Annotated in this window: 19 protein-coding genes and 1 other RNA gene; 14 read left to right on the top strand and 6 right to left on the bottom strand. The window is 43.7% G+C overall.

Translation table 11 applies throughout. From position 1 onward, the window contains the following. Positions 1–250: 250 nt before the first annotated feature. Positions 251–433: non-coding RNA, 6S RNA (ssrS, locus tag ABYB02_RS07650), on the bottom strand. Positions 434–694: 261 nt separating this feature from the next. Here ssrS and ABYB02_RS07645 point away from each other — a divergent pair. Genes ABYB02_RS07645 through ABYB02_RS07630 form a run of 4 tightly spaced genes read left to right on the top strand, consistent with a single transcriptional unit; the run spans position 695 to position 4,977 of the window. Then, positions 695–1,258: a UPF0149 family protein gene (locus tag ABYB02_RS07645; protein WP_372761877.1), complete on the top strand. Its 564-nt coding sequence runs from the start codon at positions 695–697 to the stop codon at positions 1,256–1,258. 30 nt (positions 1,259–1,288) lie between these two features. Continuing rightward, entirely contained in the window at positions 1,289–2,611 is a 1,323-nt protein-coding gene (pepP, locus tag ABYB02_RS07640; protein ID WP_372761876.1) for a Xaa-Pro aminopeptidase, read from the top strand. Between the two features lie 15 nt (positions 2,612–2,626). Further along, positions 2,627–3,814: a 2-octaprenyl-6-methoxyphenyl hydroxylase gene (ubiH, locus tag ABYB02_RS07635; protein ID WP_372761875.1), complete on the top strand. Its 1,188-nt coding sequence runs from the start codon at positions 2,627–2,629 to the stop codon at positions 3,812–3,814. Continuing rightward, complete coding sequence (locus ABYB02_RS07630) at positions 3,811–4,977, top strand: FAD-dependent monooxygenase (protein ID WP_372761874.1); 1,167 nt, start codon at positions 3,811–3,813, stop codon at positions 4,975–4,977. Before ubiH ends, ABYB02_RS07630 begins: the two co-directional genes overlap by 4 nt. 47 nt (positions 4,978–5,024) lie before the next feature. On the opposite strand, the gene ABYB02_RS07625 is transcribed toward ABYB02_RS07630, so the two are convergent. Beyond that, entirely contained in the window at positions 5,025–6,032 is a 1,008-nt protein-coding gene (locus ABYB02_RS07625; RefSeq protein ID WP_372761873.1) for an AraC family transcriptional regulator ligand-binding domain-containing protein, read from the bottom strand. Between the two features lie 95 nt (positions 6,033–6,127). On the opposite strand from ABYB02_RS07625, the gene ABYB02_RS07620 reads away from it, so the two are divergent. Together ABYB02_RS07620 and ABYB02_RS07615 are read left to right on the top strand one after the other, a co-directional pair. Next, on the top strand, positions 6,128–6,568 hold the full coding sequence (locus tag ABYB02_RS07620; protein WP_372761872.1) for an SRPBCC family protein: 441 nt from the start codon (positions 6,128–6,130) through the stop codon (positions 6,566–6,568). Further along, entirely contained in the window at positions 6,568–7,380 is an 813-nt protein-coding gene (locus ABYB02_RS07615; protein WP_372761871.1) for a sterol desaturase family protein, read from the top strand. Before ABYB02_RS07620 ends, ABYB02_RS07615 begins: the two co-directional genes overlap by 1 nt. A gap of 5 nt (positions 7,381–7,385) precedes the next feature. Here ABYB02_RS07615 and ABYB02_RS07610 read toward each other — a convergent pair whose 3' ends face one another. Together ABYB02_RS07610 and ABYB02_RS07605 are read right to left on the bottom strand one after the other, a co-directional pair. Further along, positions 7,386–7,781 (bottom strand): hypothetical protein, encoded by a 396-nt coding sequence (locus ABYB02_RS07610; RefSeq protein WP_372761870.1) that lies wholly within the window; start codon positions 7,779–7,781, stop codon positions 7,386–7,388. Next, on the bottom strand, positions 7,778–8,146 hold the full coding sequence (locus ABYB02_RS07605; protein ID WP_372761869.1) for a hypothetical protein: 369 nt from the start codon (positions 8,144–8,146) through the stop codon (positions 7,778–7,780). Before ABYB02_RS07605 ends, ABYB02_RS07610 begins: the two co-directional genes overlap by 4 nt. On the opposite strand from ABYB02_RS07605, the gene ABYB02_RS07600 reads away from it, so the two are divergent. The 3 genes from ABYB02_RS07600 (at position 8,082) to ABYB02_RS07590 (ending at position 9,935) form a co-directional block, all read left to right on the top strand. Further along, a complete protein-coding gene (locus ABYB02_RS07600; RefSeq protein ID WP_372761878.1) occupies positions 8,082–8,231 on the top strand; it encodes a hypothetical protein in 150 nt (49 codons plus the stop codon). The genes ABYB02_RS07605 and ABYB02_RS07600 overlap by 65 nt on opposite strands. Before the next feature lie 162 nt (positions 8,232–8,393). Further along, positions 8,394–8,813 carry a VOC family protein gene (locus tag ABYB02_RS07595; RefSeq protein ID WP_372761868.1) on the top strand — a complete coding sequence of 140 codons (420 nt, stop codon included), beginning with the start codon at positions 8,394–8,396 and terminating at the stop codon, positions 8,811–8,813. Positions 8,814–9,134: 321 nt separating this feature from the next. After that, entirely contained in the window at positions 9,135–9,935 is an 801-nt protein-coding gene (locus ABYB02_RS07590; protein WP_372761867.1) for a hypothetical protein, read from the top strand. A 20-nt stretch (positions 9,936–9,955) separates the two neighbouring features. On the opposite strand, the gene ABYB02_RS07585 is transcribed toward ABYB02_RS07590, so the two are convergent. After that, complete coding sequence (locus ABYB02_RS07585) at positions 9,956–10,843, bottom strand: AraC family transcriptional regulator N-terminal domain-containing protein (protein WP_372761866.1); 888 nt, start codon at positions 10,841–10,843, stop codon at positions 9,956–9,958. Positions 10,844–11,027: 184 nt separating this feature from the next. Here ABYB02_RS07585 and ABYB02_RS07580 point away from each other — a divergent pair, with 184 nt between their 5' ends. Then, a complete protein-coding gene (locus tag ABYB02_RS07580; protein ID WP_372761865.1) occupies positions 11,028–12,173 on the top strand; it encodes an iron-containing alcohol dehydrogenase in 1,146 nt (381 codons plus the stop codon). A gap of 56 nt (positions 12,174–12,229) precedes the next feature. Here ABYB02_RS07580 and ABYB02_RS07575 read toward each other — a convergent pair whose 3' ends face one another. Further along, a complete protein-coding gene (locus ABYB02_RS07575) occupies positions 12,230–12,616 on the bottom strand; it encodes a MerR family transcriptional regulator (RefSeq protein WP_372761864.1) in 387 nt (128 codons plus the stop codon). A gap of 96 nt (positions 12,617–12,712) precedes the next feature. On the opposite strand from ABYB02_RS07575, the gene ABYB02_RS07570 reads away from it, so the two are divergent. The 4 genes from ABYB02_RS07570 to ABYB02_RS07555 form a co-directional block, all read left to right on the top strand. Further along, positions 12,713–13,033, top strand: a complete 321-nt coding sequence (locus ABYB02_RS07570) for a hypothetical protein (protein ID WP_372761863.1) — start codon at positions 12,713–12,715, stop codon at positions 13,031–13,033. Between the two features lie 159 nt (positions 13,034–13,192). Continuing rightward, positions 13,193–14,461 (top strand): TolC family protein, encoded by a 1,269-nt coding sequence (locus tag ABYB02_RS07565; protein WP_372761862.1) that lies wholly within the window; start codon positions 13,193–13,195, stop codon positions 14,459–14,461. Further along, positions 14,458–15,693 carry an efflux RND transporter periplasmic adaptor subunit gene (locus ABYB02_RS07560; protein ID WP_372761861.1) on the top strand — a complete coding sequence of 412 codons (1,236 nt, stop codon included), beginning with the start codon at positions 14,458–14,460 and terminating at the stop codon, positions 15,691–15,693. The genes ABYB02_RS07565 and ABYB02_RS07560 overlap by 4 nt, the downstream gene beginning before the upstream one ends. An 8-nt stretch (positions 15,694–15,701) precedes the next feature. After that, on the top strand, positions 15,702–16,573 hold an 872-nt coding region (locus ABYB02_RS07555; protein ID WP_372761860.1), incomplete at its 3' end, for an efflux RND transporter permease subunit.

Here is a 16,573-nt window from a genome sequence, read left to right as displayed (position 1 = left end):
TTGATCCCCATGGCGGTCAGTTTAGGTTTTGGCATTATTTTCGCCACCTTTATTACCTTATTACTGGTACCGGTAAACTACATGCTAATGGATCGTGTTCAGGGCTGCTTTAAATAGCTGTTAGGCGCGAGAAATAACATTAAACATCGTGCTGTGGAAACGCAGTGCGATATATTTAAAGGTCAAAGCTAAGGAAAAGTTTAGTTATAGATAAATGCTTGAGAACCTAGAGCCTAGGCTATAAAAGAAGGTGTTCCCCAAGATGCGGTGTTTGGTGTCAGTCCTGAAACCTTGAGGTTTCAGGGCGGAAATCTGCGGTTTACCGTAGGCTTCTCGGTACATGCCGAGCTTGCACAATAGTAGACGAACAGAAATCCTGGTATAAAATTTATCGGCTCAGGGACTTAACCAAGCTCCAACACCCCAGGGAACAAATCCAGTATATAAGACATAGTCTAAAGCTTAAACCCCAAAAGTGAAATATTCTTTTGTTCGCGCAGTTATTGGGCACTGGTAGCTTATTATTTACATGTTGGCGTACTTTTTGACCGAGCACTGTGATATCTGTTGTTACGCTATTTACGCCGCGCAACGCGTTATTTTTAGCGCTATTGATGCTTCCTCTTAGAATTAATTGGAGTTGCTTTTTATCGAGTGGTAGCATTGTCTTAATTAGCAAAGTGAAGACTAAACCATGAACGACTTACCAGATTACGAGAAAGCGCAACTGCTTTTAGAAAAAAACGAAATATTTGTATCACCCGCTGAAGCACATGGCGTAATTAGTGGCCTATTAGCCTGTGGATTAAGTATTGATGATAAAGAATACTTAGGTTTATTAAGCGATGTATTCAACGATGGTGAATCGTTTAGCAATGACTTAAAGCTGTTTTTTGGCACTATTTATAAACAAGTAGTGGCAAGCTTTAATGACGAGGCGTTTCAGTTTGACTTATTTTTACCTAACGACGATGAAACACTGATCGATCAGGCCAATGGCTTAGTGTCTTGGGTTGCTGGGTTTATGTTAGGATTTGGTTTAAAACAAAAAGACTACGGTAAATTATCAGCCGATGTAAAAGAAGTGATCAGCGACTTTAGTGAAATTACTCGCCTAGATACTACCTTTGAAGAAAGTGAAGCAGACAGCCAAGCCCTGCATGAAGTAATTGAGTACGTACGCGTTTCGGCACTACTGTGTTTTGCCGAGCTAGGCAAAGAGCAAACTAGCCAAAGTACTAAAAAAACACTGCATTAATGATCACAACGATAAATGGGTTTGTTCACCATGGTTGAAATACAAAAGTCTGAATTTAAAGCACGCCGTGAGCGCCTACTGGCACAAATGGATGAAAACAGTGTGGCTATTATTGCGGCTGCCAGCGAAGTAACTCGCAGTCGTGATACCGAATATGCATTTAGACAAGACAGTGACTTTTTTTACTTAACCGGCTTTAACGAGCCCGACGCGGTACTGGTGCTGATCCCCGGTAGCGATACGCCCAGCACTCTATTTTGTCGTGATAAAGACCCATTAGCCGAAGTGTGGCATGGCCGTCGGATTGGCTTTGCAGCGGCTAAGAGTGACTACTTATTTGAGCAAACATTTGCTTTAAGTGAGCTCAGCGCGCAACTAACCACGCTGGTGAGTGGCAAGCAGGTATTGTATTACGCCCAAGGGGTTTATGCGGCGTTTGACGGGCAAATTTTTTCGCTGCTGGCAAGCTTGCGCAACGTGCCAAAACAAGGCAATAAAGCACCTGCAACCATTAAAGATGTGCGCCCGTTAATTCACGAAATGCGCTTATTTAAATCACCCAGTGAAATAGCTGTGATGCGCCAAGCATGCGACATTAGTGCGAAAGGACATATGCGCGCCATGCGTTTTGCCCGCCCGGGCGCCACAGAATACCAATTAGAAGCCGAGTTACATCATCATTATGCGATGCAGGGGGCACGCTACCCCGCTTACGGCACAATTGTTGGTAGTGGCGATAACGCCAATATTTTACATTACACCGACAATAGTGATGTGTTAAAAAATGGCGATTTAGTACTGATTGACTCGGGCTGCGAATTACAAGGTTATGCGGCCGATATCACTCGTACCTTTCCCGTTAATGGTAAGTTTAGTGACGCGCAAGCCGCGCTGTATAATATTGTTTTACAGGCGCAACAGGTTGCTTTTAATGAAATAAAACCCGGTGGTTACTTATCGCAGGCAAATAAACTAGCTATGCAAGTAATGACGCAAGGGTTACTCGATTTAGGCATCTTAACTGGCGACTTTGAGCAATTAATGGCGCAACAAGCCTGTAAAGAGTTTTATTTGCATGGTTTAGGGCATTGGTTAGGGTTAGACGTGCACGATGTGGGCGACTACAAGCAAAACGATCAAGAACGGGCGTTTCAGCCGGGTATGGTACTGACAATTGAACCTGGGCTCTACATAAGTAAAGACTCCGCCGCACCACAACAATACCAAGGTATTGGCATTCGCATTGAAGATAACGTATTAGTGACCGCGCAAGGTTTTGAGAACCTAACCGCGAGTGTGCCAAAAACGATTAGCGAGATAGAAGCACTAATGCAAAGCAATACACATGGATAACACGAGGAGATAAAGGTGCCTGAGCAGTTTGATGTCGTTGTTATTGGTGGTGGCTTAGTGGGGGCTAGCTGTGCCTTAAGTATCGCTAACACCGCTCCGCACTTAAGTGTTGCGGTGGTGGAAGCTCATCAAGTCACGGGGGACTATCACCCAAGCTTTGATGATAGAAGCATTGCATTGGCTCAGCAGTCGGTTGAGTATTTACAAAGCTTAAAGTTATTTGAGCATCATGCACCCTACGCGGCGGCAATTAACAACGTGACGGTGTCCGATCGCGGTCACTTTGGTAAAGCGCATATTAACTGCGCAGAATTTAATAAGCCGTCATTAGGCTATGTGGTCGAGGTTAACCCGTTTGGCCGTGCGCTACACCAACATTTAGCCCACGCCAACATCAGTGTGTTTTGCCCCGATAGCGTAACCAGCATCACCTCACAGTTACACTGCAACCTGTTAACTTTGCAAAGCACGCAGCAATTGTCGGCAAAACTGGTGGTGATTGCCGATGGTGCACAGTCACCAAGCCGAAACTTGCTAGGGCTCAGGTTTAATACACAAGGGTATTCGCAAGGGGCGATTATCGCTAATATTGAAGTTGCCGGTGGACACAATAACCACGCCTATGAACGCTTTACACAAAATGGCCCCATGGCACTGTTGCCTATGAGTAACTCACGCTACTCTTTAGTGTGGTGTATGCAGCAAGCGGATATAGCACAGCATATGGCACTCAGTGATAGCGACTTTTTAACGGCACTACAAACAGCGTTTGGTTATCGTGCTGGGCGGTTTATTAAAGTGGGTATGCGCGGCAATTATCCGTTAGTTTATGGCCAAGTGGAGTCATTAACCGCGCACCGTACTGTGGTTATTGGGAATGCTGCGCATGCGATCCATCCTATTGCAGGGCAGGGGTTTAACTTAGGGCTACGCGATGTGCAAGTATTGAGTAATTTAATTGCCAGCAGCAAACATGAATTAGGCAGTTATGCGTTTACGCGTGACTATGCTCAGCAGCGTAAAGGCGATATTAATACTGTGATGACACTCACCGACGCATTGGTCAGGTTGTTTTCAAATTCATCGCGAGTACTGGCGCTAGGACGTAGTATTGGATTATTCAGCATGGATTTATTCCCCTCTTTAAAAGCCCCACTGGCAAAGCAATTAATGGGGCAAGTTAAACAAGGTAAGTGTTTATGAAACAAGCTCAGGTATGTATTGTTGGCGGTGGCAGCGTTGGCTTAACCTTAGCGTTGGGATTGGCAAAAGCGAATATTAGCGTGGTTGTTGTTGATGCGGCGGCTAAACAAACGCCCCCCAGCGCAGAATATGGTATGCGTGTCAGTGCGCTGAGCATAGCCAGTCAAACCTTGCTCGAACAACTTAACGTATGGCCACACATTATGGCGCAGCGTGCCTGTGCTTATACCCATATGGATGTGCGTGACGCCGACAGTTTTGGTAAAATAGCCTTTAATAGTCAGCAGCTTGAGCTAGAAAATTTAGGTCACATAGTAGAAAACGATATCATTCGTTATGCACTGACCAAAGAATTAGAACAGCAAGCGAATGCCACGCTGCTGTTTGACAGCAGTTATCAGCAAATTCATCAAACTGACTCCGATGTATTTATTACTTTAAATAATGGCGAGCCAATTATAGCTAAATTGCTGGTGGCCGCTGATGGCGCCAATTCAAAAATTCGCCAGCAGTTTAATATGGCGCTCAGTTTTCAAGATTACGATCATCATGCCTTGGTGGCCACGGTTAAAACCACCGAGCCACACGCCAATACCGCACGCCAAGTGTTTTTACCTACAGGGCCTTTAGCGTTTTTACCATTAAGCGATGCGCACACCCATTCAATTGTGTGGTCTAGCAGCCCAGCGCATTGCGACGAATTACTCGCTATGGACGACAGCACTTTTAATAAGGCGGTTATGGCAGCAATAGATGGCCAATGTGGTTTGTGTACAGTGCAAAGTAAGCGGGTCGCCTTTCCACTTAAAATGCGTTACGCGCAACAATGGGTGGCGGGCAAGGTCGTATTAATCGGCGATGCAGCGCATACCATTCACCCATTGGCGGGGCTAGGTATGAACTTAGGGCTTAAAGACGCCGCCTATTTAATCGCCCTATTAAGCGACGACAGTAAAGAATTTGCCAGTGAACGTACCCTGCGTGATTACGAACGTAGCCGTAAACTCGATGCACAAAAACACATTGCCATGATGCAGGGGTTAAAAGAGCTGTTTGCCGGCTCACACCCAATTAAAAAGCTGATCCGTGGTGCAGGGTTGTCATTAGTTGATAACTTAGGGCCAATCAAACAATTATTTGCCAAACAAGCGATAGGCAAATAAATGGTGTAATAACCAGCGCCTGCAAAAAGCCGATGCATTGCATCGGCTTAGTCATTTTTGTTGCTTGCATTTATATATTGCTTGGGGCTACAGCCATACCAGCGTTTAAACGCACGGTTAAATGAGCTTTGATCGTTAAACCCCAACTTAAACGCTATATTTGTTAACGGCTCTTTACTTAAATATAAGCTCACCCGTCTTTTTCGTTCTTGTTCAAGCAACAGTGCAAACGAGCTTTGTTGCCGCTTTAAATGCCGTTGCAGTGTTCTGGGGGTCATGTTTAAAGCGCTGGCGGTACGTATTAAGTTGCAATCACTTAGCTCACTTTTAGCTATTAAAATCTGGCTGATTTTTTCAGTTAATAATTGTTGGCTTTTAAACTGCGATAATTGTTGCTCTGAGGCTTGTTTAAATAGGCGATTAACCTGTGAATTATCGGTTTTAAACGCTAGTGCTAAATAACTGCTTGGAAAAGTGATTTGGTTATACTGTGTGTGGGTATTAACAGGGCAATTAAACCAATCCGCTAGGATGCTTGTTTCATCGATTGACCACGCTTGGGTAAAGTAAATAGCAGCTGGCGCCAGTTGCGAATGCAGTAATTGCCTAATTACACTCACCCAGGCGGTCATGTTACGCAGCACCACGTGCGCTGAGCACTGGGCATTTGCTCGCCAGCGGATCACCGCTAAATTACCTTGTTGTTCAAATTCGGCTTTACCAATATCGGCCACTAAACTGTCGTAATTCAGTAGCGCTGCGATGGCACTGGCCAAGTCACGACTCGACTCAATTAAATAGCCTAAAACTCCAAAGTCGGCGGTACGAATATGCTGGCCTAATTTAAAAGCAAATAATGGTTCATTGAGCGTGTGCGCTGCGTAGTTAAGCAGCGCATTGTAACTGTGCAAGCTAATACGTGGTGCCAATTGCTGCGTTTGTTGATTACTATATTCATTAAAACCAATAGCCGATAAAACACTTTGGCTAGTAAGGCCGCGTGTTTCTAGGTAATCAAGGCAGCTTGAAAAGTAGTGATCGGCAAGAGTATGCATTTGTCGTCTAAAGCTAAAAAATCGTCGCGTAACAGCAAGTCTGCCACTAAATGCTTTTGTATGCTAGTGCTATATAACGAGCCTATGGGTGTATTATGATCTCAATAACCGTCACGCAAAAAATAGCTGCTACGCCACGACAGCTTAGTCATTGTTTGCTTGAGCATGCGCAGTTAAAACGATTTTTTAATGCAAAATTTACCCTAATAAAAGCAGAAAATAACGGGGAAAGAGTGGGCGGAAAAGGTGCCATACGCCAAGTGACGACTCTAGGGTATACCTTTAATGAGCAGATCACAGCGGCGAATGATAAACAAATAAGCTATCAAATTATGGGTAATAAACCGGTGGCTGCGCATCGTGGCGATATATACTTTCAGCCGTTAAATACCACGCCTAGTAGTACTGAGGTTCGTTACCATATTCGTTGTAAAGCACCGTGGTTTTTACCTTCTTTTATGGTTAGCTTGTTTATTAAAAAAGACATCACCCACGCCCTACAAAAGCTCGCGGCTAATTTTAATCAGGGGGAATAATGAGTATTGAAGTTATTTTGCTGGCCCTTAGCCCGTTATTTATAGCGTTTGTAAGCTATGAGTTTATTAAGCACCGGCGCTATTACGATATAGCCGATAGCCTTGCCAATACGGCATTAGCGCTGATGCATCAGGCGGCAGATGCAATTGCATTACTGTTATTAATGCCGTTTTTTTATTGGCTGCACCAGTATCGGTTATTTGATATTGAGCTGTCGTTAGTAACGGTGTTTGCAGCCTTTGTCCTGCAAGACTTTTTATATTACTGGTTTCATAAAGCGTCGCATCATATTCACTGGCTATGGGCCGCACATGTAGTGCATCACAGCTCCACCAAGATGAACTTTACCACCGCATTTAGGCAAAGTTTAATGTATCCGCTGGCGGGAATGTGGTTATTTTGGCTGCCAATAATATTAATTGGCTTTGAGCCACTGCACGTTTTTACCGTGGTGGCACTCAATTTAGCATTTCAGTTTTTTGTGCACACCCAAGTGGTTGGTAAGTTAGGCTGGATTGAAACGCTATTTAATACCCCGTCGCATCATCGCGTGCACCACGCTATTAACCCCGGTTATCTCGATAAAAACTTTGCCGGCGTGCTAATTATTTGGGATAAGTTATTTGGCAGTTACGCTGAAGAGCTGGAGGAAAAACCGTGTAGTTATGGCATAGTTGGGCAGTTAAACAGTAATAACCCGATCAAAATCACCTTTCATCAATGGACACATTTAGTTAAAACGGCATGTAAAGCTAAAGGCATTACAGCCAAACTAAAAGTAGTATTTGGTTACCCAACCAGCTCACATTGAGTGGGTTATTTTCCTCGTCGAATTGCGATATTTTTACTGCGTGGTGCGCCTAAAATTATAAATAAGTGGCAAATACAAATTGCTAAAAATGCACTGGTGCCTAAGGCGCCGCCGTAACCGTCAAGTATCGGCACTAAGTACTCAAACAGTAACGAAAAAATAATCGCTGAACTAGTAAGGGTAAACACCCCAAAGCGGTGTGGGGCACTCATGCCAATAAAGGTGCCACCAAAAAAAATCACCCCGTATAACTCGGCATCTAAGTTAAGCAGTGCAAAAACCAAGTACGCCATAATGGTTAATGAAGCTGAGGCTCTAATAGCATTAAAGCGGCTATGCTGCGCTAAATAAAAGGTTGCAAAGGCGGCAATAAGTGCGATCAATACCGAGTCTACACTCATAGAGTTAACCCCTTAGCTAAAGAAAACAACGCTACGCTGGCAAAAGCGACACTGCCTAAGCGACCGCCAAAACCTAAAAAAGCATTTCTAGTTAGCACGTATATTGCTGCGCCGATGGTGGAGATGATAGCAATTTCCCAATAACTGGAAATTAAGCTGCTTGAACACATGCCAGCAAAACTGCCAGCGTAAATGGCTGCATAAGGGTGGGTAGTGTAGCTGTTAGGAAACGGGATAAACGAGCCAACTAGGCCGGTAAGGGCGGCGGCGATAACAACCGGCAAGCCTAATGCGGTATGCATGATAAAACACGATAAACAGCCGATAAAAAACGTGAAAAACTTTAATAGTAAAAACTTCAACATAGCGCGCAACCCGTTACCTTTAGCGGCGTATTTTAAAGTAACCATGTTCGCTTTAACAGTATTAAGCTATATTTTAATCGACTAGCTAATAGTCAGCGGCGCGATTGCTGCGCGTAATTGCTCGTGGCAAGCTAAAAATTAGCTGCATTGAATAGCTTAAAATAACGCTGTTAATGTTCTATAAATTACAAAGTATGTATAATGCGAACGTTTTTAATTTGTTCAATGTGATAACCAAGGGTAATTTATGTCTAACTGTTTACACCTCGCTATTCCGGCTGGCGATTTAACTACCGCTAAAAAGTTTTACTGCGACGTACTAGGTTGTAAAACGGGAAATAGTGAAGAAGGTCGTTGGGTCGACATTGATCTATGGGGTAACGAATTAACTTTGCACCAAAGCGAAGAGCGCTTACCAACAGTTCGCCACGATGTAGATATGGGAGCTGTAGCGGTGCCTCATTTTGGCGTTCATTTATCAGAAGATGAATTTAATGCGCTAAAACAACGTATTGAACAAGCAGGCTTAGTTTATTTAGATAAACCGTATCGTCGTTTTGTTGGCGATGAATTTGAGCAAGAAACGTTTTTTATTGAAGATCCCAACGGTAACGTTATTGAAATGAAAACCATGGTTAATCCAGAGGTTTTATTCAAAAAAGGCTAATGAGTGTTCGCCCTACCTTGGTAGGGCAACCTTTTCCCCATGTTATGTATTATTTAACCATCCCCTGTGTATAGATGATATTAATTCATCTCATTCCCGCCTTATTAAACACATGAAGAGGCTAGCTGATTAAACAGTTTACTTGTTATGTTTAAAATAACTTATATAAAACAAGTGGGTATAATCATTCTGAGCTTAATGTTCGGTCATTTTATTAGCGCTGTAATTGCTCACTGACTTTATGCGATTGCTATAATTTCAATTGACTGACTCCACGAAGTAAGTAGAATTTAACCAATTTCTCACCTTTTATTATTAGCCATGTTTGTAAAATTAATGGTTGCTCCACTATTACTAGTGTTTATTGCCTATGCGCAAAAAAAGTTTGGTAGTTTTATCAGTGGTATTATTCCGGGTTTACCCATTACCTCCGGGCCTATTTCGTATTTCATCGCTGTAGAGCAAGGTAAGCTGTTTGCAGCTAACTCAGCTGTGGGCGCTTTATATGGTATGAGCGGTATAGGCTTATTTTGCTTTACCTATCTGGCGACTGCGCACAAGTTTGGTATTGTGAAGTCGTTATTGATTGCTTTAAGTTGTTGGTGCTTATTTAGTGTCTTCACTTTGCTGCTACCAGTGAGTATTTTGCTTGCGTGTTTATTCTCACTTTGCGTTTTATTAGTCTTAACGTTTGCGACGACAAAAATAAAACTGCTGGTAGATGCTCAACCATTAAATTCAAAATGGGAGCTGCCGATAAAAATAGTGTTAGTGAGCAGCTTTATTGTATTAATTACGTTTTTATCGGCGCATCTGGGGGCCGCTTGGAGTGGTCTACTCTCGACGTTTCCGGTGATTTTAGCGGTGATGGGTAGCATAGCGTATGCCAGTAATAAAAAAGAGTCGGCGTTTAAGCTACTTAACGGTGGTATTATTGGCTCGTTAGGGGGCTGTATTTTTTTTGCAACTATTGCTTGGTTATTACCGCATGACTTTTTGATTTGGCAGGTTTATGCGATTGCCAGCGTAAATTGCATGCTCTTTACGCTGCTTTTTAGTCATTTCTTTAATCATAAATATATCAAACAAAGCACTTATAATAATGCCCAAGCGCTGCCTTAATATTAATTAACCACCGTGGCTTACTGCAGCAACATGTCTCGTGGGGTTTTATTAAAGTGGCGTTTAAACTCACGACTAAATTGCGATGGGCTAGTGTAGCCTACCAGTAACGCTGCTTCATTGGCTTTAGTGCCGTGAGTGGTGATCAGGGTTTTTGCTTTGGCTAAACGCAGCTTTTTTAAATATTGCAGCGGCGATTCATACGTAACTTGCTTAAAGGCGCGATGAAACGAGGAAATACTCATATTTACCTGCTCGGCTAATGCCTCAACAGTAATCGGTTTAGCATAGTCGCTGTGCATAATTGAGAGGGTGCGCGCGATGCGTGCATAGTGCCCATCGTGCATCGCAAGGCCAAATAAAGTATGCCCTTGTGGGCCGCAAAGCACCCTATACACTAACTCCTTTACTATATCTTCGCCAAATATGTCCGCTTCTAATGGGTTGCTAAGTACGGCTAATAAACGCTTAGTGACCTGTTCCATTGCACTATCAAGTTTAGCCGATTGCACCCCACTAAGTTGCCGACACTCACGCAGTGGCGCAGCGCTTTGATGCTGAGCCATTTGATTGACCAGCTTATGCAGCAGCGCCGGATCAATATCAATGGCAATGCCTAGTACCGGTAAATTGTCATCAGTAAACGCTTCGCACTCTAATGGCACTGGTACGCCCAATACCAAATAATCACCGGCACCATAGTGTATTTTATGATCGTTAAAATGGATTACTTTATGGCCTTGGCCAACCACAATAATACCTGAATTATAAATTAGCGGTTGGCGCGGTGAGCTTTTACTTGCACGGTGAAAGTATACCCCCGCAATATCGGTTTCCATGGTACCTTCAAAATCGAGCAATTGTTGTTGCTCGGCATAGTGTTGCAACATAGCGGCGATAGTGGGCATATAAACGTCTTGTTAATGCGAGTAAAGGCATAAAATATCAAGGTTGATAGTTTTAGGCAAGCTTTTGCGTTTTATGTGGCTTTTTTTATGTTTGTTTTGCCATTAATATGCATCCATCAACATTTTATTTGGTTATTAAATAATAAAGTGTTTCATAATTAACCGTCACTCAGGAGCAAAAATAATGAAATTTAGCTACGTAAACCCAACCCTAATTCAATTTGGCCAACAACAAATAGCCTCACTAACTGATTTGATCGGCAAAGATCAAAAAGTACTCGTTGTGTATGGCGGCGGTTCAATTAAAAGCAACGGCGTGTACGACCAAGTTGCTGCAGCGCTTGAAGGATTTGATTGGTTAGAGTTCTCAGGAGTGGGAGCTAACCCAACCATTGAAGTACTAGATCAAGCAGTGGAAATTTGTAAACAGCAAGATGTTGATTTTGTACTGGGTGTTGGCGGCGGCTCAGTAATTGATGGCGTTAAATACATTGCCGCATCGGCTGTATATGATGGGGAAGGTTGGGATATTCCAACGGGTAAGCATAAAGTAACTAGCGCATTACCCATAGGTGCAGTACTTACATTACCTGCAACAGGTTCTGAGTCAAATCAAGGCTCAGTCGTAAGTAAAGCCGCTACAAAACAAAAACTGCCGTTTATGTCTCCAGCAGTACAACCTAAATTTGCCATAATGGACCCTGATGTAATGAAAACATTACCGCAGCGCCAGCTGGTAAATGGCTTAGTAGACGCTTGGGTGCATACCTGTGAGCAATACCTCACTTTTCCTGAAGGTGCACTTGTTCAAGATGGTTATGCAGAGGCATTGTTAAAAGCGCTTAAAACACTCGGCGATAACTTTGCAAACCAAGACGACGCATGGCGTGCAAACCTTATGTGGGCAGCGAACCAAGCCCTTAACGGCTTAATTGGTTCGGGTGTTTCACAAGATTGGGCCACCCACATGATTGGCCATGAATTAACAGCAGCTTACGGTGTTGACCATGCGCGTTCATTAGCTATTGTGCAGCCTTCTTTACTGCGCAACCAATTCGCAGTTAAAAAAGCGAAACTTGAGCAAATGGGTAAAAACGTATTTGGTCTGGCACAATCTGACGATTTAGCCGAGCAAACAATTCAAGCAATTGAAGCGTTTTACCACAGTCTTGACGTAGCCACACAGCTTACTGAACATGGCGACGATAAAGCCGCAGCGATTGACAATATTATTGGCAAACTTGAAGCGCACGGCATGGTGGCGCTTGGTGAAAACCAAGCAATTACACTAAAAGAAAGCCGTGAAATTTTACAACAAGCAGTTGCTTAATTTAAAGCATTGCTGATAAAAACCGCTAGCCAACGCTAGCGGTTTTTTTATGCGTATTAACTATTTAATTGTTTTATTATTTGGCAGTCGTTAATCGTATTTGCACTGCAATTAGTTAATAAACAGGCAAGCGATAATTCGAGCTTTTTTAGTTCTTTTTGTGCGGCGCGTACTTTAATTAATTGCTGTTCAATAATATCGTCAACCTCAGCACACGACTTGTCACCGCATGTTTGCGCAGCAAGCAGGGTTTTAATAGCGTCTAACGGAATGTGTAAATCGCGACAACGGCGAATAAAAATAAGCCGTTCTGCATCGGCTTGGCTGTAAACTCGGTAGCCATTGCTCATTCTTTTTGGTGCTGGAATAAGGTGTATTTGCTCGTAATAGCGAATTGTTTTGGCATTAATACTAACTAACTGTGCAAGTTGCTTGATTTGCATGTTGACCTTCCAGTAACTAGAAGCTTTATTATGCTGCCGACTCATTTTATATTCAAGTATTAGAAGAGCCTTATGGTTAAGGTGTGTAGGCAGACAATGCATTCAAAGCGTTTTTTAATAGTGATACTTTTAGTACTGGTACACAGCTTTATTAGCTGTGATGGTGCGGCGTATCATTTACAACAAGACGTGAAACACTTAACCGACTCACAGTTACACACAAATATGACTGCTGATGAAAACCTAAACGAGGCTCAAGCAGCAGCCGAAATTCATGCTCATCAACATTGCCACTGTGGCTATAACAGCACAGTAAACCAGTCAATCAACCCTGAGCAACGTACCCCTGCATTTTTAGTACGCTATTGTGGATTAATTTATCCACCTATGTCGCGCCCTCCAATTTCACTGAGCTAGTTTTAATTCACCTTAATAAAATAGCATGCATGAATAGCGCCTAGATTAACGGGCTGTGTTATATGCATATTTAGGTTACTTGAGTGCATATGATGTTTGTTTTTAAAAACCGACAGCGTGCTCAAGTTAATATTGTTTGTTAAAAAACGGACATGCTAGATGAATAAAAAACCAATAATGCTGGTGGCGCTACTGTGCGCATTGCCTGCAGTTAGCGCATTGGCTAACAGCGAAAATCAAAACGTATTAACGCTTCAGCAGGCGCTTACACAAACCGAGCAACAAAGCCCGATATTAAAACGTTACCCTTATCAGCAAAAAATCGCGAGTGCGCTTAAATCGCAAGCCGCATTGTCGCCTAACCCCGTAGTGAGTGTTGAAGTTGAAAACCTGCTGGGTACTAACGATGCGCGTGGTGTGCAAGGCGCTGCGTTTACGCTTGGCCTTAGTCAGCTTATAGAGCTTGGGAATAAGCGCCAAAGCCGAATAAATTACGCGACCGCAAATATAAAAGCGCAAACCATTGAATATAAAAATATGCGCTTGGCGCTATTGGCAACCACCACCGAGCGTTATTATCAGGTACTTAAATACCAAGCATTAATAGCGTTAAATAAGGAGCGTAAAAGGACCGTTAAGCAGGCGCTTAACGCAATTGAAAGGCGTGCTGTAGCGGGAGCTGTTTCGGCAGCCGATGTAACCCGTATGCGCTACGCATTAAGCCAAGTAGAGCTAAGTGCAGCCATGCTACACAGTGAGTTTGAACGCGCGCGTTTAGCCCTTAATGAGCTTTGGCAGCAGCCGCTGATAAGCGATTATTATGCGGGTGATTTAGCGAACGTTATTTCGCTTAAGCTTAAGCGTGAGCAAGCCTTACTGGATGCGGTAAATACAGCCCCTGAGTTTGCACTGCTACAGCAGCAATATATACAGCAAACGGCTAATTTATCGCTGCAACAAGCCAACGGGGAAAACGATGTTACGCTTGCTGGCGGTGTGCGTTACAACCAGCAAACTGACACCAGCTCGTTGTTATTGTCGTTTTCTATGCCGCTGCAGCTGAGTAATGCTAATCGCGGTAATATTGCGGCGGCAGAGCAGCAACTTAAATTGCTTAGCCAGCAGCAAGGGCAATTGCGTATGCAACTGCGCCAACAAGTACGTACGCTTTATGCGTATTACCAAGGTAAAACGCTGCAAGCAAAGCTGTTATCACAGCAGGTAATTCCACATGCGCAAACACTTATCAAGCAAAGCTTAAACAGTTATCAGCAAGGGCAAATCTCGGTGCTGCAATTACTCGACGCCCAACAAGCGTTATTTGATTCTAAACGCGCACTTATCACTACGCATAGCGAGCTTTACCAACTGCACCTTACCCTTGAGCGTTTAATTGGCCAACCTTTAATTGAGACTGAGCAATCATGAATAAAACACTTATCGCATTACTTATAACACAGCTAGTTGCATTGCCACTTTTAAGTAACACGGCTATGGCATCGGATGATCATCATGAAGAAGGCCATAAAGACGAGCACACACAAAAAGGCCCCCACGGCGGCTTTTTGTTAACCAATAACGCGTTAGATTTAGAGCTTAAATTAACCCCGTTTGCCGGCAACACTGAACTGCGAATATATGGCTTTAATAACGGTAAAGCGGTTGATATAAACCAGTTAGACGTGACCATAAAGCTGCAGCGTCTAAGTGAAAAACCACAGCTTATTCGCTTTACAGCCGAAGGCGACTACTTAGTTAGTAGCGTCAGTGTGAACGAGCCGCACTCATTTACACTTGACGTTATGGCAAGTTATCAAGGGGCGAAAATTAATTATCATTATCAGCAAGCTGAAGGGCGCACCACACTGAGTGAGCAGGCAATTGCACGCGCAGGCATTAAAACTGAGACAGCACGAAGCGGCACAGTTGAGCTCACCGATACTTTATTTGGGGTGATAGCGCCAACTGCGCACGGCACGGTTGAGGTGATGGCGCCTTACATCGGTTTAGTGAACGATATATTTGTTAGCATTGGTCAAAGCGTTAAAAAAGGCGACCAACTTGCCAGTGTAACCAACCGCGAAACGCTGCAAAATTACAGCATAAAAAGCCCGATAAGCGGTGTTATTACCGAGCAATATTTAAAGCGCGGTGAGCTTGCAACGAGTGCGCTAATGCAAATAGTAAATCTTGAAACCGTGTGGGTAGAGCTCTCGGCTTTTCCTGAAAATATTGAAAAGCTGGCCCTCGGGCAAAACGCTAAAGTATACGACCTACATCATCATTTAAATGCACAAGGCGAAGTGTTTTTTATCGCGCCGATGATGAGCGGCGGCCATATTGCACGCGCCCGCGTTGCGCTTAAAAACCCAGACGGCCATTGGCGACCGGGTATGCATGTAAATAGCGATATCAGCACCGCCAAGGTAGATGCAGCGTTACGCGTTAAAGCGATGGCGGTTCAGGAATTTAACGGCAAACCCAGTGTGTTTATTAAAAGCGGTAATGTGTTTGAAGTACGCCCTGTAAAACTCGGTGCTAAAAACAGTGAGTGGGTAGAAGTGCTTGAGGGGCTCTCGCCAAACACTGAGTACGTAACAGAAAATAGTTATGTGATCAAAGCCGATATTTTAAAAAGCGGCGCAAGCCATTCACACTAGGAGGCAGCATGATTAACTGGATCGTTTCGTTTGCGGTTAAACGCCGCATAATGGTACTTGCGCTGACGCTTTTATTTGCCGGGTTTGGCGTATACAACACGAAAAATTTAGCAATAGATGCGGTACCCGATATTACTAACGTGCAAGTGCAAATAAATACCAAAGCGCCGGGGTTTACTCCGCTTGAAGCCGAGCAGCGCATTAGCTATTTAATTGAAACCGCCATGGCGGGCATTCCTAAGCTTGATTACACTCGCTCGATTTCGCGTTATGGGCTGTCGCAAGTTACCGTTATTTTTAACGAAGGCACCGACATTTACTGGGCACGGCAACAGATCACAGAGCGTATTCAAAGTATTCGCTCAGACCTGCCTGCCAACATTGAGCCAAACTTAGGGCCCATTGCCAGTGGCCTTGGGGAGATTTTTACTTACTCGGTGCATGCAAATAAAGGTGCCTTAAAAGATGATGGCACGCCATTTAACGCCGAAGACTTACGTACCTTGCAAGATTGGGTTATTCGCCCGCAGCTGTTAAAAGTTAAAGGGGTTACCGAAATAAACAGCCAAGGGGGCTTTGAGCGCCAGTACCAAGTAGCGCCCATCCCCGAAAAGCTGATTGCGTATAAGCTCACGCTAAGCGATGTAATTACGGCACTTGAGTTAAACAACAGTAATCAAGGTGCCGGATTTATAGAACGTTTTGACGGACAGTACTTAGTACGCTCACCGGGGCAACTTAAAACCATTGATGACATAGCCAATACGGTTGTTGCTAAGCGCGATGATGCTCCGGTGCGTATAAAAGATGTGGCTGACGTGCGTTTGGGCAAACAGCTCAGAACCGGCGCGGCAACCTATAACGGCAAAGAAACCGTACT

The organism is Pseudoalteromonas sp., from assembly GCF_041613455.1.
Taxonomy (GTDB): Bacteria; Pseudomonadota; Gammaproteobacteria; order Enterobacterales; family Alteromonadaceae; genus Pseudoalteromonas.
Note: the sequence above shows the minus strand (reverse complement) of the source record. Positions and strands in the feature narration are given on the sequence as shown.